This is a genomic window from Solwaraspora sp. WMMA2080 (assembly GCF_027497395.1).
GTDB lineage: Bacteria > Actinomycetota > Actinomycetes > Mycobacteriales > Micromonosporaceae > Micromonospora_E.
This window is the reverse complement of the sequence record NZ_CP114910.1, coordinates 2,949,277-2,965,088: the sequence shown is the minus strand read 5'-3', so window position 1 is coordinate 2,965,088 and position 15,812 is coordinate 2,949,277. Positions and strand designations below refer to the sequence as shown.

13 protein-coding genes are annotated in these 15,812 nt (G+C 72.5%); 12 read left to right on the top strand and 1 reads right to left on the bottom strand.

Annotated features, from left to right (window positions below):
• Positions 1-9 precede the first annotated feature (9 nt).
• The 9 genes from O7543_RS13430 to O7543_RS13390 all read left to right on the top strand — a co-directional run bounded on the left by O7543_RS13430 (position 10) and on the right by O7543_RS13390 (position 11,754).
• Positions 10-858, top strand: a complete 849-nt coding sequence (locus O7543_RS13430; RefSeq protein WP_281567418.1) for a lysophospholipid acyltransferase family protein — start codon at positions 10-12, stop codon at positions 856-858.
• Positions 859-947: 89 nt separating this feature from the next.
• On the top strand, positions 948-1,649 hold the full coding sequence (locus O7543_RS13425; protein ID WP_278167332.1) for a response regulator transcription factor: 702 nt from the start codon (positions 948-950) through the stop codon (positions 1,647-1,649).
• Entirely contained in the window at positions 1,646-3,262 is a 1,617-nt protein-coding gene (locus tag O7543_RS13420; RefSeq protein ID WP_281567417.1) for an ATP-binding protein, read from the top strand. The genes O7543_RS13425 and O7543_RS13420 overlap by 4 nt, the downstream gene beginning before the upstream one ends.
• Before the next feature lie 62 nt (positions 3,263-3,324).
• Positions 3,325-4,881: a trypsin-like peptidase domain-containing protein gene (locus O7543_RS13415; protein ID WP_281567416.1), complete on the top strand. Its 1,557-nt coding sequence runs from the start codon at positions 3,325-3,327 to the stop codon at positions 4,879-4,881.
• Between the two features lie 119 nt (positions 4,882-5,000).
• A complete protein-coding gene (locus tag O7543_RS13410) occupies positions 5,001-5,456 on the top strand; it encodes an SRPBCC family protein (protein ID WP_281553518.1) in 456 nt (151 codons plus the stop codon).
• 126 nt (positions 5,457-5,582) lie between these two features.
• Positions 5,583-9,074 (top strand): cyclic nucleotide-binding protein, encoded by a 3,492-nt coding sequence (locus O7543_RS13405; protein WP_281553519.1) that lies wholly within the window; start codon positions 5,583-5,585, stop codon positions 9,072-9,074.
• Between the two features lie 84 nt (positions 9,075-9,158).
• Entirely contained in the window at positions 9,159-9,314 is a 156-nt protein-coding gene (locus O7543_RS13400) for a hypothetical protein (RefSeq protein ID WP_233606460.1), read from the top strand.
• Positions 9,315-9,419: 105 nt separating this feature from the next.
• A complete protein-coding gene (locus O7543_RS13395) occupies positions 9,420-10,259 on the top strand; it encodes an Os1348 family NHLP clan protein (protein ID WP_281553520.1) in 840 nt (279 codons plus the stop codon).
• A gap of 124 nt (positions 10,260-10,383) precedes the next feature.
• A complete protein-coding gene (locus tag O7543_RS13390) occupies positions 10,384-11,754 on the top strand; it encodes an ABC transporter ATP-binding protein (RefSeq protein WP_281553521.1) in 1,371 nt (456 codons plus the stop codon).
• Positions 11,755-11,797: 43 nt separating this feature from the next.
• Here O7543_RS13390 and O7543_RS13385 read toward each other — a convergent pair whose 3' ends face one another.
• The gene (locus O7543_RS13385) at positions 11,798-13,339 is read right to left on the bottom strand and encodes a serine/threonine-protein kinase (RefSeq protein ID WP_281553522.1); all 1,542 of its coding nucleotides are present in this window, start codon (positions 13,337-13,339) and stop codon (positions 11,798-11,800) included.
• A gap of 203 nt (positions 13,340-13,542) precedes the next feature.
• Here O7543_RS13385 and O7543_RS13380 point away from each other — a divergent pair, with 203 nt between their 5' ends.
• The 3 genes from O7543_RS13380 to cutA are packed head-to-tail and all read left to right on the top strand — an operon-like array spanning position 13,543 to position 15,732.
• Entirely contained in the window at positions 13,543-14,379 is an 837-nt protein-coding gene (locus tag O7543_RS13380; protein WP_281553523.1) for a patatin-like phospholipase family protein, read from the top strand.
• Positions 14,379-15,401 carry a 1-acyl-sn-glycerol-3-phosphate acyltransferase gene (locus O7543_RS13375; protein ID WP_281553524.1) on the top strand — a complete coding sequence of 341 codons (1,023 nt, stop codon included), beginning with the start codon at positions 14,379-14,381 and terminating at the stop codon, positions 15,399-15,401. Before O7543_RS13380 ends, O7543_RS13375 begins: the two co-directional genes overlap by 1 nt.
• Before the next feature lie 10 nt (positions 15,402-15,411).
• Positions 15,412-15,732 (top strand): divalent-cation tolerance protein CutA, encoded by a 321-nt coding sequence (gene cutA / locus O7543_RS13370; protein WP_281553525.1) that lies wholly within the window; start codon positions 15,412-15,414, stop codon positions 15,730-15,732.
• Positions 15,733-15,812: the final 80 nt, after the last annotated feature.

Here is a 15,812-nt window from a genome sequence, read left to right as displayed (position 1 = left end):
CCGCCCACCGTGCCCGCCGCCAACCGGTTGACCCGGTTGACCCGGCTGACCGGCGTGCTCGGCATGCTCGCCGCCGGGCTGGTCCTGCTGGTGCTGCTGCCGCTGCTCACCCGGCGGTTGCGTCCGGTCGCCGGGCGGCTGTGGGCGCGCGGACTGCTGCGCTCGCTCGGCGTCCGGCTGCGGCTCGTCGGCCGGCTGCCGGTCCGGGCGGCACTGCTGGCCGCCAACCACGTCTCGTGGCTGGACACCCTGGCCATCCTCGCCGTCACCCCGGCCCGGCTGCTGGCCAAGCGCGAGATCCGTGGCTGGCCGGTGATCGGCGCGCTGGCCCGGGTCGGCGGCACCCTGTTCATCGACCGCGACCGGCCGCGTACGCTGCCCGGCACGGTCGCTGACGTCGCCGCTGCGTTGCGCGCCGGGCACCAGATCGCGGTGTTCCCGCAGGCCACCACGACCTGCGGCACCGCCGGCCGGGTCACCTCCGCCGGTCGGTGCAGTTCGGGTGCGCCGCGCCCGGCACCGTTTCGCCCCGCGTTGTTCCAGGCCGCGCTCGACGCGGAGGTGCCGGTCGTCCCGCTCACTCTGACGTACCACTTCGCCTGCCCGGCCGCGACCCCGGCGGCCGGGTCGGTCGACCTGGCGCCGGCCGGTCCGGTGCCGACCAGCGTGGCGGCGTTCATCGGGGACGAGGCGTTGTGGCCGTCGGTACGGCGGGTGCTGGGGCTGCGGGATCTGGTGGTGACGCTGGACGCCGGTGCACCGCTGCCGCCGGACCGGTCCCGGCACCGGCGGGCCCTCGCCCGGCTCGCCGACCGAGACCCGGCACCGACCCGCTCCGCCCTCGACCTCGTCGGCTGAGCTCACTCGTCCCGGACATCGAGCTCACTCTCAGCTGATTGTCAGCGGCTCCCCAGGCCGAACCCAGACCGATCCGGGATGATGCGGTCATGACCGCATCGCAGACCGAGGCGAAGCTGCTCGTCGTCGAGGACGACCCGAACATCCTCGAACTGCTCTCCGCCAGTCTGCGGTTCGCCGGATTCGACGTCACCACCGCGACCAGCGGCAGCGCCGCGCTCAACGCCGCCCGCGAGCGCCGGCCCGACCTCGTGGTGCTCGACGTCATGCTGCCCGACCTGGACGGCTTCGAGGTGATCCGGATGATGCGGGAGGCCGGCACCCGTACCCCGGTGGTCTTCCTCACCGCGCGGGACGCCACCGACGACAAGATCCGCGGGCTGACTCTCGGCGGCGACGACTACGTCACCAAGCCCTTCTCGCTGGAGGAGCTGACCGCCCGGATCCGGGCGGTGCTGCGACGTACCAGCAACGGCGGTCAGACCTCCTCCCGGCTCACCTTCGCCGACCTGGAGCTGGACGAGGAGACCCACGAGGTCTACCGGGCGGGCAACCGGGTGCAGCTGTCACCGACCGAGTTCAAGCTGCTGCGCTACCTGATGCTCAACGCCAACCGGGTGCTGTCCAAGGCGCAGATCCTCGACCACGTGTGGAACTACGACTTCCGGGGCGACGACAACATCGTCGAGTCGTACATCTCGTACCTGCGCCGCAAGATCGACAACACCCAGCCCCGGCTCATCCACACCCTGCGTGGCGTCGGCTACGTGCTGCGCAAACCAGCGGCGTGAGCAGGCCGACGCTGGCGCCCGCCCCGGTGACGGGCTGGCTGCGCGGCGTACCGCTGCGGGTCAAGCTGGTCACGTCGGTGCTCAGCCTGGTCCTCACCGCGCTGCTGGTGATCAGCGTGAGCAGCGCGTTCTTCCTGCGCAGCTACCTGGTCGACCAGATCGACACGGACCTGCGCGACTACGTCGTGAAGCTGCGCGAGGAGGTCAGCAACGCGCAACGCCTGCCGGTGTGGGACCAGCCAGCTTCGGTGGACGCCCCGCTGCCGACCAACTACCTGGTGGTCGTCTCGTACCAGGACGGCCCGATCGGCGGGCCCTACTACGACGACGACCGGATCGCCACCGGCGAGCTGCCGCGCTGGCCGGCCGACTGGGACGGCTTCGCCGCGCTGCAGGGCGAGCCGAAGACGGTGTACGCCCGCAACGGCGCCCCACGCTGGCGGATGCTCTACGCGTCGCTGCCCACCGGCGACGTCATCGCGGTCGGGCAGAGCCTCGTCGACGTCGACCGGGCCGTCAGCCGGCTGGTCTGGATCGACATCCTGGTCGGCATCGGAGTGGTGACGCTGCTGGCACTGGCCGGTGCCGCGATCGTACGGACCAACCTGCGGCCGCTGGTCGAGATCGAGCAGACCGCGGCGGCCATCGCCGCCGGTGACCTGAGCCGGCGGGTGCCCGACCCGGAGCCGGGCGTGCACGTGCCGCAGACCGAGCTGGGCCGGCTGTCCCGCACGCTCAACGCGATGCTGACCCAGATCGAGGCGGCGTTCACCGCGCGGGCGAGCTCCGAGTGGGCGGCCCGGATGGCTGAGGCGTCGGCCCGGGAAGCCGCCGTCGCGGCCCAGTCCTCGGAGACCCGGGCCCGCCGGTCCGAGGAGCGGATGCGCCAGTTCGTCGCCGACGCCTCGCACGAGCTGCGCACCCCGTTGACCACCATTCGCGGCTTCGCTGAGCTGTACCGGCAGGGGGCCGCCGCCGCGTCGCCGCAGGAAGCGGCCCGGCTGGTCCGCCGGATCGAGGACGAGGCGGCCCGGATGGGTCTGCTGGTGGAGGACCTGCTGCTGCTGGCCCGCCTCGACCGGGAACGCCCGTTGGATCTGGCGCCGGTCGAGCTGCCGGTGCTGGCCAGCGACGCGGTGCAGGCGGCCCGGGCGGTCGACCCGCAGCGCCGGGTGGAGCTGGACATCGGGCCCGGTGCCGGCCGGCTGGTCGTGCTGGGCGACGATGCCCGGCTGCGTCAGGTGATCGGCAACCTGATGACCAACGCGATCAACCACACTCCGGCCGACACGCCGGTCACTCTGCGGTTGCGAGCCACCGAGCCGGGGTTCGCCACGGTCGAGGTGGCCGACGAGGGGCCCGGTCTGACCCCGGAGCAGTCCGAACGGGTCTTCGAGCGGTTCTACCGGGCCGATGCCGCCCGTACCCGCAGCACGGAGCGGCCGACCGGCACCGGACTCGGGCTGGCGATCGTCGCCGCCCTTGTCGCCGCCCACTCGGGCACCGTCGAGGTGCACAGCGAGCCCGGCCGGGGCGCCACCTTCCGGGTCCGGCTTCCGCTGGCCGACACGGACCTCGCCGACTCCGAATCCATCGACGACAGCGAATCATGATTTTCAGCAAAACCTCAGCCGCAAATCAGGTGCGTCAAAGTGCCGGGGGGCAATCTGAGTACATGAGCGAGCACGAGACCACGCCGCCGGCGGAGCCGTCGGACAAGGCTCAACCGCCGGCCAGCCCTTGGCAGGCCCCGGCTGGGTCGGGCCAGCCCGACCCGGCCGCCGGGCGTCCGTCCACCGACTGGACGCCGACCAACCAGCCGTACGCCGGCTCACCCGCACCGGCTCAGCCCGCGCCCAACTCACCCGCACCTGAGGCTCCCGCGTCTGTGACTCCCGCGTCTGTGACTCCCGCGTCTGTGACTCCCGCGTCTGTGACTCCCGCGCCCGAGGCACCCACGTCGGCTCAGCCGGTCACCGGAGCGCCGCTCAGCGGCCAGCCGCAGGCCGGCCCGTACGCTCCCGGCTACGCCCAGGTGTCGTACGGGCACGGGCAGTGGAGCCACGGCCAGCCGTACGCTGGGCACGGCTACAGCCAGCCGCACGTCAGCTGGTCGCCGCCGCCCGGTGCCGCCGCCCAGGCCGGCGCACAGCCGCCGCCGAACCGGCTCGGTCGGATCGTCGCCGGCTCGGCGGTCGTCCTCGCCCTGATGCTCGGCTCCGGTGCGGTCGGCGGTGCGGTCGTCGCCGCCTTCGACAACGGCGGCGCGGCGCCAGCGGTGCAGACCGGCAGCAACGGTGGCGGCAGCGCGGCACCGGTGATCGACCGCTCGTCGCTCGCCGAGATCGCCGACGCCGTCCAGGACAGCGTGGTGTCCATCTCCACCGGCTCCGGTGAAGGCTCGGGTGTGGTGCTCAATGCCGAAGGCTTCATCCTGACCAACAACCACGTCGTCGAGTCGGCGCGCGGCGGATCGGTCACCGTGTACTTCGCCGACGGCGGCTCCGCGTCCGGCGGCGTGGTCGGCACCGACGCGCGCACTGACCTGGCCGTGGTCAAGGTCGACGACGTGGACGGGCTGTCCCCGGCGACCCTCGGCGACAGCAGCACGATGCGGGTCGGTGACACCGTACTGGCCCTGGGCAGCCCGCTGGGTCTGCAGGGTTCGGTGACCGCCGGGATCATCAGCGCGCAGGACCGCACCATCTCGGTGGGTGGCGGCCAGCAGCAGAGCCCGTTCGGCGGCGGGGGCCAGGTCAGCTCGATGTCCGGGCTGTTGCAGACCGACGCCCCGATCAACCCGGGGAACTCCGGTGGCGCCCTGGTCAACACCAACGGTGAGGTGATCGGCATCAACACGGCGATCGCCACCTCCGGTCAGGGCGAGGGCAACATCGGGGTCGGCTTCGCGATCCCCAGCAACAAGGCCAACGACGTGGCCGAAGCGCTGATGGCCGGCGAGGAGGTCAGCCACCCGTACCTCGGAGTGAGTGTGACCGCGGCTGACGAAGGCGGCGCGTTGATCGCGGCGGTCGAGGACGGCAGCCCGGCCGACCAGGCCGGCCTGGCCCAGGGCGACGTGGTCGTGCGGATCGGCGACACCCCGGTGAACGACTCGGATGATCTCGTCGCGGCGGTGCAGTCCGGCCAGGTCGGGGAACAGATCGAGATCACCTACGAGCGCGACGGCGAGGCGCGGACCGCCTCCGCGACCCTGGTCGACGCGCCGTGACCGCAATGTGACACAGATGGACCTGCCTCCCCCGAAAAGAGCGGCGGGTGGTGTGACCAAGGGGGTTGGTCACGCCGCCCGCCGTTCGCTTCTTCCCTGGCGTTCGCTACCTTCCCGGCGTGCGCACCGAGACCTTCACCGACCGGTTCACCGTCGCGGCGGCACCGGACCGGGTGCACGCCCACCTGGCCGACCCGGCCAACCACATCGGGCTTTCGCCGCTGATCGTCGCGGTCCGTGACATCGAGCGGAGCACCGACGCCGACGGCCACACCGTGCTGCGGTACATCGCGGTGGAGCGGTTCAAGATCGTCGGACCGCTGCGGTACGACAACATCCTGCACGTCCGGCAGACCGATACCGATCCGGGCCGCCGACTCGTGATGCAGGTACGCAGCCCGGCGCGGGTGTCGGTGCGGTTCGTGATGGAGACCGAGCCCGATGGCACCGGATCGGCGGTCACCGTCACTGTGAGTCTCACCATGCCGACCCTGCTGCGCTCCTATGTGGTGCGCACGGCCAGGCGGGTGCAGATGTTCCGGGCCCGTACCCTGGCCGAAAGGATGAGCGGCTGACCCCGGCGTAGTCGATCGACGGGACTTTTTCCGCACGACATGCTGTCCGAAGCGGTTGAGCAGTCGCGTGCGGTCGACAAGGCGGTCTAACCTGCAGCCGCAAGTAGCGGCGGAGGAGCAGGCACAGTGACGGTCGTCGAGACCAGGATGAGCGTGTGGGAGGCCCTGGCCGGCCGGGCACCGGGCCAGCCGGTCGCCCCGGCCGACGCCGGGCTGTGGGGTGCCGTCGTCGAACGGCTCAACCCGGCCCGGGCCCGGCCGGTGCTGCGGCCCGGTATCGAACACGTCGAGCTGACCTCGGTACGCGGGATGCCGTACGTGATGCTCCGCTCGCCGGACGGTCGCGGCGGTGCCTGCTACCTGCGGCTGGCCCCGGACGAGTGGCGGCTCGCCCAGCTGATGGACGGCAGCCGCACGGTGGCCCGGTTGGTCGCGGAGTTCGCCCGGATCGCCGGCCGGCTTGCCCCCGACCAGGTCACCCGGGTCGTCGCCGATCTGGCCGGCAACCGGATGCTCGCCGAGCTGCCGGTCGACGCGTTCCGCCCGCTGGCCCGGGTGCACCGCCGGCCGTGGCCGTTGCGGTTCGGCCGCACCCTGCTGGCCGTGGCGCAGGGCCGGCGTACCGTGCTGGCCGACGTCGACCCGCTGGTCGGCGCCCTCTACCGGGGCGGCGGCCGGTTCCTGTTCACCCGGCTGGCGGCGGTGCTGCTGGCCGTCGTCGCGCTGGCCGGGTTCGCCGCGTTCTGCTGGACCTGGTGGCGCGGCGAGCAGGCAGTCTTCCTCACCGGCGGGTCGTACGCGGCCGGCGCGGCGGTGCTGCTCGGGTTGAACGTGGTTGCCCTCGCCTGCCACGAACTCGGCCACGCCCTGGCCACGAAACACGCCGGCCGGCGGGTGCCGGCCGCCGGCTTCCTCATCTATTTCGGCATCCCGTCGGTCTTCGTCGACACCACCGACGTCTGGCTGGCTGGTCGCCGGCAACGGCTGATCACCACCGCCGCCGGGCCGGCCGCCGGGCTGGTGCTGGCCGGCGTCGCCGGCATCGTCGGGCTGATCTTCCCGGCCGCCGCACCGTGGACGTTCAAACTCGCCTTCGCCTGGTACCTCAACGCTCTGTTCAACCTCAATCCGTTCCTCGCCCTCGACGGCTACTACCTGTTGATGGACTGGCTGGAGATCCCGAATCTGCGTACCCGTGGCCTGGCCTACGTCGTCGGCCGGCTGCGCCGGCGCGGCCCGCGCTGGTCGGCGCTGGACCGGGAGGGCAGGCTGGTCGCCCTGTACGGGACGCTCGCCGTGCTCTGGGTGGTCATCGCGGTCAACCTGTTCTGGCGGATCTGGACCGACCGGGTCGCCGGCCTGGTCCTCGGCCTGTGGCGGTCCGGGTGGCCGGCCCGGCTGCTGCTCGCCGCGGTGGTCGCCGGCCTCGCCGCCCCGCTTGTCTACCTGGCAGCCGGCTGGCTGGCCCAGCGCTGGCGGCGGCTGCGCGGCGCGCTCGCCGAGCGGCGGCACGCCAGCGACACCCCACGGCGGCTGGACGCGCTGCGTGCCAGCGCGCTGCGGACACTGCCGGCCAGCGCGTTGAACCGGCTCGCCGCCCAGGCGCGCTGGGTGCACCCGCGTACCGGTCAGCAACTCGTCGCCGCCGGCGCGGCCCAGCCGGCGGTCTACGTCGTGGTCGACGGCGCGGTGGAGGGCCGGGCGCCCAGTGACCCGGCCGGCACGGTCCGGCAACGGCTCGGGCCGGGCGGCCTGGTCGGTCTGGCCAGCGCCCTGACCGGTACGCCGGCCACGCTCACCTGGCGCACCGCCGGTACGACGCTGCTGGCGGTGCCGCCGACCGCGGTCGCCACGGTCGTCGGCCCGCTGCCCGGTCCGCCGTCGACCGACCGGACCGCCGCCGAGTCGCTGTTCGCCGAGACCCCCGCACTGTCCGGGCTGACCCCGGAGGACCGGCTGGGGCTGGTGTCCCGGGCCCGGCCGGTGACGTTGCCGCCCGGCGCGCCGGTCCGGCTGTCCGGCCCGTACGACGCGGTGGTCCTCGAATCGGGTGTGATCGCCCTGATGGACGGCCTCGAACTGCGCCGGGGCACAATGATCGGCCCGGTCGGTGCCGATCCGCCGGACGTGGTCGCGACCACCCGTACACAGACCCGGCTGTGGCAGTTGCCGGCCGTCGCCGGGCTGCCGATGCTGCTCGGCGCGGCGCCGTCGCAGGTGGCCGAGGCCGCTGCGGCGACGGTCCGCGGCGGTCCGCCGACCAGCGGCGTGCATCCGCCCGCCGACTATCCGCCGCTGGCCGCCCCGCCCGGCCCGCCACCACCGGGGGACACCGACGACCGGGTGGACCGGCGGTTCGAGCGCCGGCTGTGGTGGCTGGTGCTGCTCCTGCTGCTGTTCGCGTTGCTGATCAGCGGCGGCAACCTGCTGCCCGGGCCGGCCTGGGCGGAGATGCCGGCCGACCGGGCGCTGCTGCGGGCCGAGCGGGGCACCGTCGAGGTGCGCACCGCCGGTGGGCGGCTGTTGACGTTGCGCGATGGTGCGGCGGCATACGTCGCCGAGGGGGACCGGATCGAGGTCGCCGACCGGTCGGCCGGTGAACTCGTCTTCCGGGGCGGGGCCGCCACGGTGCTCTGCGCCTGGGTCGAAGCCGAGGTGGGGGCGCTGTGGAGCGACGGCACCCGGCCGGTCGCGCCCAGCGGGGAGCTGACCCTGGACCGGGGCCGGATCCTGGCCGACACTGCCAGCGTCTCCGGTGCCTTCCGACCGTTGGCGATGACCGTGATCAGCCAGGACTCGGTACTGGCGAACCGGGGCGAGGCCTGGTTCGCGGTGAACGCCGGAACGGCCCGGGTGTCGCTCGGTGAGGTACGGCGCAACGGGGTGTCCCTGCGGGCCACCGGGGAGCAGCTCGGCTGCGGTGACGGCCAGGTCGTCGACCCGCCCGGCGGTACGCCGAGCGCCCCCGCTCCGGGCGCTACCAGCGGATCGCCGACGGTGCAGAGCCCGTCGCCGGATCTTTCCGCGACCAGCCAGCCGACGCCGGTCCCGGCGCCGAACCCCGGCGTGACTCGCCAGCCGCAGCCGACTACCCCGACCGCGCAGCCGAGCCCGCCCGGCCCGCCGCCGACCAGCGCCCCGGCGCCGACCACGGCAGCGCCGACGACCGGTCCGCCGACCGGTACGCCACTGGAGACCACGGCGCCGCCGACCACCGCCCCGCCGCCGACCACCGCCCCACCGCCGACCACCGCCCCACCGCCGAATGAGCCTCCGGTGATCGGCTGGGAGATCGAGCCGCAGGGCCCGATCACCCTGGTGACCGATAACGGGCCCTGCAGCGACTACCCGAGCAGCGTGCGTTGGATGGTCGTGGTCTCGGACGACTCGCCTGCCGGGTTGACCGTCGTCGCGCGGTACAGCGGGTTGGTGGAGCGCGTGGAGACCTTCCGTGGTGCGGGGACACACGAGGGCACCGTCGGCCCAGTGGCGTCCAACGAGTCGATCGGGACCGGGTCCGTGACGATCACGGTCACCGTCACGGACAGTGGCAAGCTCAGTCGGCAGGTGAGAAGCGATGTATTGGTTGTCGGCTGCGCGTTCGGCGAACAGACGTAGACATCGATCCGAGCGGAGATACAGGTGCTTTGTTGGTTCTGTCCGAAGGCGGCGCGGGGTGGCTGCCGGTTCTGCGGTCGAGGCGTGTGTGAGGACCACGCCCGCTTCGGTCCGTATCTGCTGGAGGTGCACCGGTCGGAGCGGCGGGGACGGGCGGAAGGGCTGGTCGTCGAGGACGCGTTGCAGTGCGGCACCTGCCGGCCCAGGCCGCAGCCTGTACCAATGCCGGAGCTGGACTGATCGAGGAGACGTCCGGTCACCGGCGACCCGCGCCGGACGCCGCCGGGCTCGTGGCGGATTGTGGCCCCGGACTACCCTGGAGCGACATCGACGAGGGGACCGGTGATGAGTGACTTCGACACCGCGCTCGAACGCCTGCTGACCGACCCTGGATTCGCCGCCGCGCTGGCCGCCGACCCGACTGCGGCGCTAGCCGGCTATCAGCTCACCGCCGAGGAGCAGGAGCTGCTGCGGACCCAGATGGGCGGTGCCGGGGGCGGCTCGACGGCGGCGGTGGAGACGCGGGCGAACCAGTCCAGCGCGTTCGGGCTGCTGAGCCCGTTGACCGGGATGATGGGCGGCTTCGGCGACATCGGCGCGGCGGCCGGTGCCGTCGACGAGGCTCTCGGCTCTGCCGGTGCGCAGAGCGGCTTCGGGCCGGCCGGTGCACAGAGCGGCTTCGGGCCGGCCGGGTCCGGCGGTGGGTTCGGTTCGGCCGGGGAAGACAGCGGCTTCGGGGCACGGCCGGAGGGCGCCGGTCCGCCGGTGCCGGACCGGTCCGCCGGGCTCGGCACGGCACCCCAGCCGGTCGAGCCGGCGGTGCCGGAGGACTACCGGACCCGGGTGGACGTCGACGGCGACGGCGAGTGGGACCGGCACATCGTCCGGGGACGGGCGGACGGCGGGGTGGACATACTGGTTGACCAGGACGGCGACGGTCGGGCCGACTTCGTCGGCCGGGACGACGACGCCGACGGTCTGGTCGACTCCGCGGCGTACGACACTGACGGTGACGGGTTCTTCGAGCAGACCCATTATGACGACGACGGCGACGGGTGGCTCGACCGCAGCGTCACCAACCAGCCCCCGCCCACCGGACCACCCCCGCCCACGCCGCCATCCCCGCCCCCGGCCGGCGGCGGGCTGATCGGCGACAACCTGCGGCTTCCCGAGGAACTGCGCTGACCTTCCCGACGGTCGCCGTCGGCGGTGCCGCCGCCGACCGCTCACCGGCGGTCGCGGGCCGTCCGTCGACAGGGGCTGGCGTCGATGGCCGCTGGGCCTGACGATGGGGTCAGGAGGTGATCGCGTGGTCGCCATCGCCACCGACCGGCTGACGAAGGTCTTCGACGACGGCACTGTCGCAGTCGACGGGGTGAGTCTCGCGGTCCCGTCCGGCCAGTTCCTGGTGCTGCTCGGGCCGACCGGGTGCGGGAAGTCGACGATCCTGCGGCTGGTCGCCGGCCTGGAGACTCCGACGTCCGGGCACGTGCTGATCGACGACCGGGTGGTGGACGGCTGGTCGGCGCAGCGACGACAGGTGTCCATGGTGTTCCAGGACTACGCGCTGTACCCGCATCTGAGCGTCGCCCAGAACATCGCCTTTCCGCTGCGCGTGGGGCACGGCCCGGCGGTGGAACAGCGGATCCGGCAGGTGGCCGCTGAGCTGGGCATCGCCGAACACCTGCACCGGCAGCCCGCCGTGCTGTCCGGAGGGCAACGTCAACGGGTCGCCATGGCCCGGGCCATCGTGCGCCAGCCGAAGGCGTTCCTGCTGGACGAACCCTTGTCCAATCTGGATGCTGGGCTGCGCGCCGAGCTGCGGGCCGACGTGACGGCGCTGGCCCGCCGGCACGGGGTGACCACCGTCTACGTGACCCATGACCAGACCGAGGCACTGACCATGGCGGACCAGCTCGCGGTGCTCCGCAAGGGCCGGCTGCAGCAGACCGGGCCGCCAGCGCAGGTGTACGGTGACCCGGCGAACCTGTTCGTCGCGGCGTTCCTCGGCACCCCGCGGACCAGCCTGCTGCAGGGGGCGGTCTACGCCGAGCCGGACCGGATGGTGATCGATCTCGGTTCGCAGGTGCTGGAACTGCCGGTGGGCGACGCCCGGGTGGCCCGGCTGGCCGAGCACCACACCGAGCGGGTGACCGTGGCGTTGCGGGCCGACGCGCTGCACCCCGTACCGCCGACCGGCGCTGACCCGGCGCTGCCCGGCGGCCCGGACCCGGCAGGGTCCGACCGGACGCTGTCAGTCACCCTGCGCGGCACGGTCCGGGCCGTGGAGAACCTCGGCCACGAGGCACTGGTCTGGGTGGATACCGGCGGTGTGCCCACCTCCCCGGCCGAGTCGCAACTGGACCTGCCGGATCCGCAGAACCACCTGGCCGAGCTGCTGGCCGAGGATCCGCCGCCCCGGCACCAGCTGCGGGAGACCATCGCCCGGATGATTCCGCAGCAGCGCCGTCCGGACCGGCCGGCGACCGCTCGGACCCGGTACGGTTTCTACCCGGTGTACGAGCCGGATCCGTCCGACCCACCGGGCGGTGACGGTGACGTCGTGGTCCGGGTGCCGGCGGCGGCGCCGCCGCAGCCCGGCGAGACGATGACCATGGCGCTGGATCTGGACCGGCTCCTGCTGTTCGACCGGTCCGGGCATCGCATCCGCCTGCACTGACACGCTCGTACCGCGACCCGGTTGGTGCCGTGGCTGCCGGCGGTCAGACAGCGGCACCGGCCAACTGGTCCAGTGCCGAGTCCAGCTTGTCGGCGTACGCGTAGGTGATCGCGCCTTCGTCGGCGCGGATCCGCACCTTGCGGCGCAGTTGGTCGACGTCCCGGTCGATGTCCGCGGTGCCACTGGTCAACGACGTCCGCAGGTTCCGGACCAGGTTCTGCAGGTCGAGGCCGGCATCGCGGCGGATCGCACCGTCCGTTAGCCCGTCGTCGATCACCTGACCGAGCAGGGTGATCGCCTCGTCGACGGTCGGAACGACCGGTGCGGTCGCCGCTGGTGCGGTGTCGGTTGCCGTGGGGGTCGGCGCGGCGCCGGTGGCTGGCGCGTCGGTGGGCGGTGCGTCCGCCGACGTCCCCGGCTGTGTCGGCTGCGTCGGCGGGGTGGGACCGGCGGGTGTACCGGTGGACTGCGGTTGCCCGCCGGGCGGCGGATGGTCGCTGCCCGGCCGCCGCAGCACCTCGGGCTGCAGCAGCAGGATCACGGCGACCGCGACGGCGCTGACCACCAGTAGCGTGGCGACCCTGGAGTCGAGCCGGCCGACCCGCCGTCGACCGTCGACAGCCGGTGCTCCGGCGTCTGGGGCCGGTGAATCGGAGCCGAGGGCCGATGTTTCGGCGGCGGCGGGTGGCGCAGCGTCGTACTCGGTCATCGTCGGCAGGGCCATCGTCGGCGCGAGCATGGTCGCCGCCTGCGGATCGGCGGGTAGCAACTGGTCCCGCAGCGCGGCGCCGACCTGGTGCGCGGTGGGGCGGCTCAGCGGGTCCCGGGACAGGCAGCGCAGGCAGATCTCGGCGACCGGGGTGGGCAGTCCGGGCACCGTCAGCGGCGGGATCTCCTGATCGAGTGCCCGGTGCAGGTCGTCCCAGGTGTCAGCGGGGTACGGCACCCGGCCGGTGAGGGTCTCGTAGAGCAGGACGCCGAGCGAGTAGACGTCGGTGGCGGGCTGTGCCGGCCGGCCGTCGAGGCGTTCCGGGGCCACGTACGCCGGGGTGCCGAAGGTCTCGCCCTCCTCGTCCTCGTCGGGGGCACCGATCTGGGTGGCGATCCCGAAGTCGAGCACCTTGACGCCGATCGAGGTCATCATGATGTTCGCCGGGGTGACGTCGCGGTGCACGATGCCCAACCGGTGCGCGGCGGCCAGCGCCTCGGCGACCTGGGCGCAGGTCTCCACCGCCGCCGGCCAGGCCAGCGGGCCGGCGGTGAGCCGGGCGTCCAACTCCTCGCCGGACAGCAGCTCCATCACCACGAACGCGGTGACGGTGCCGTCCGGTGCGACCGCCTCGCCGTAGTCGTGCACCGCGGTCACGTGTGGATGGATCAGCTGGGCGGCGGACCGCGCCTCCTCCCGCACCATGCTGCGGAACCGCGCGTCGGCGGCCAACGACGCGGCGAGCACCTTGACCGCGACCACCCGGTCGAGCACCTCATCGCGGGCGCGCCAGATGACCGACATGCCGCCGGCACCGATCCGGTCGATGAGACGGTATCTGCGGGCGAGTAGTTCGCCCGCTTGCAGCGATGCCATCGTTGTCGCACCTGCCTGGGGAGTGGAGGTCGTATCAGGCTGCGCGAATTGGCACGTCCTGTCAACGGCACGTTAAACAGGTGAACATTTATCATTTAACCCGACATAAATCGGCATTGGCGATGAGCCGGTAGTTCCGACCGAGCCCGGGCGGCGGGACCGACCTGACCGGCGGCCACCGGGCCCGTGCCAGGATGAACGCCATGGTCAACGGTCCGGTCGCCTTCGTGCTGGGTGGCGGCGGGGTACTCGGCGCGGTCGAGGTCGGCATGCTGCGCGCCCTGTTCCGCTCCGGCATCGAGCCCGATCTCGTCGTCGGCACCTCGATCGGCGCGGTCAACGGTGTACTGGTCGCCGCCGACCCCTCCGAGGCGGTCACCCTGCGGCTGGTCCGGCTCTGGGCCTCCCCGGAGGCCAGCGAGGTGTACGGCGACTCGATGGCCCGCCAGTTGCGCCGGTTCGCCGCCCGTACCCACCTGCACTCGCCACGGCCACTGCGCCGGCTGCTGGCAGCCGAACTGGGCGAGACCACCACCTTCGCCGACCTGGCCGTGCCGTTCCACTGCTGCGCCGCCAGCATCGAACGCGCCGCCGAACACTGGTTCGACACCGGCCCGGTGGTGCCGGCAGTGCTCGCCTCGGCCGCGGTGCCCGGCCTGCTGCCCCCGGCTGAGATCGACGGCGAGCACTTCATCGACGGTGGGATCGTCAACTCGATCCCGATCGGCAAGGCCGTCGAAGCCGGGGCGAAGCGCGTCTTCGTGCTCCAGGTCGGCCGGATCGAGCGGCCACTCAGCGCACCCCGGCGGCCCTGGGAGGTCGCCCAGGTCGCCTTCGAGATCGCTCGCCGGCACCGGTTCGCCCGGGAGTTGGCGGCGCTCGGTCACGATGTGGAGGTGCACGTACTGCCGACTGGTGGGGGAGAGACGCGTGACGACACACCCTGGGCGTACCGGGACATGACCGCTGTCGGCCGCCGGATCAGCCGCGCCTACACCGCCTCCCGGCGCTACCTCAAGACCAACGTGGCCGGCTGCTGATGCCGCTGCCACCCCGCTGGGTACGCCGGACACTGCTCGCCCCGGCCGTACCGCTGCTTGCCGCAGCGGTGCTCACCACGCTGCCGTTCTGGATCTTCCTGGCCGCAGCCGCTTCGTTACTGGTGCCCGGCCGGCTGCGGGTGTTGCGACTGTTCTGGGTCGCCGTGGTCTACCTGCTGTGGGACACCGCCGCACTGATCGCCCTCTTTGGACTCTGGCTGGCCTCCGGCTGCGGATGGAAGATCCGCAGCCCGGCGTTTCAACGCGCCCACTACGTGCTGACCGGTTGGTTCCTGACGTTCTTCTTCTGGCACGCCCGTTGGGCGTTGCGGCTGAGTATCGACGTGGTCGGCACCGATCCGGACACCGCGCTGCCCGGCCGTCCCGAACTGGTGGTGTCCCGGCACGCCGGCCCGGGTGACTCGTTCATCCTGATCCACGGCCTGGTCAACTGGTTCGACCGGGAGCCGCGGATCGTGCTCAAGGAGACCCTGCAGTGGGATCCGGCGATCGACGTGCTGCTCAACCGGCTGCCCAACCGGTTCATCGCCCCCGGCGACCGGCGCGCTGAGCCGGTCGAGACCCAGATCGCACACCTGGCGACCGGGCTGGACGCCAACGACGCGTTCGTCATCTTCCCCGAGGGCGGCAACTTCACTCCGGGCCGGCGCAGCCGGGCCATCGAGCGGCTGCACGCGTTGGGACTGCGCGGGATGGCGGCCCGAGCCGAGTCGATGCGGCACGTCCTGGCGCCGCGCCCCGGCGGCCTGCTCGCCGCGCTGGACGCCGCCCCGGACGCGGGCGTCATCTTCGTCGCGCACACCGGCCTGGACCGGATGCTGACCGGCGCCGACGTGTGGCGGGAACTGCCGATGGACAAACGGATCGTGATGCGGTTCTGGTCGGTGCCGCCCGAGGAGATTCCGGCCGGCCGTGACGAACGCATCGAATGGCTCTACGACTGGTGGGCGCGGATCGATTCGTGGATCGAGAAGAACCGCTCGGACACCTTGAGGGCGTAAGGTGCGCTCCGTGGATCAAATCTCCGTTGTGACGACGGTGGTGGATGCCCGCTCGGTCGCCGAAGTGCTCGCCGCTTCTGCGGTTGCCGGCCGGTTCGCCGCCTGCGCCCAGATCGGCGGTCCGGTGGCCAGCACCTACTGGTGGGAAGGCCGGGTGGAGACCACGAAGGAGTGGTCTGTGCAGTTCAAGACCGCCACCGACCGTAGCGACCCACTGGTCACCTATCTCCGCACCGCGCACCCCTACGACGTACCCGAGATCCTGGTTGCCGTCATCGAAGCCGGCAACCCCGATTACGCCCGGTGGGTATACGAACACACTCGCCCCTGAGTCGTCTATCAGTCGTCCATTCCCGGTCGGCTGGTCCTGAATGGTCCTGAACCGTCCCCACCTGAGCCGCCCCCTCGGTC

Coding starts and splice junctions, on each gene's coding strand:
- O7543_RS13380 (WP_281553523.1), top strand. CDS start 13,543: ATGGTCAACGGTCCGGTCGCCTTCGTGCTGGGTGGCGGCGGGGTACTC.
- O7543_RS13425 (WP_278167332.1), top strand. CDS start 948: ATGACCGCATCGCAGACCGAGGCGAAGCTGCTCGTCGTCGAGGACGAC.
- O7543_RS13395 (WP_281553520.1), top strand. CDS start 9,420: ATGAGTGACTTCGACACCGCGCTCGAACGCCTGCTGACCGACCCTGGA.
- O7543_RS13385 (WP_281553522.1), bottom strand. CDS start 13,339: ATGGCATCGCTGCAAGCGGGCGAACTACTCGCCCGCAGATACCGTCTC.
- O7543_RS13415 (WP_281567416.1), top strand. CDS start 3,325: ATGAGCGAGCACGAGACCACGCCGCCGGCGGAGCCGTCGGACAAGGCT.
- O7543_RS13375 (WP_281553524.1), top strand. CDS start 14,379: ATGCCGCTGCCACCCCGCTGGGTACGCCGGACACTGCTCGCCCCGGCC.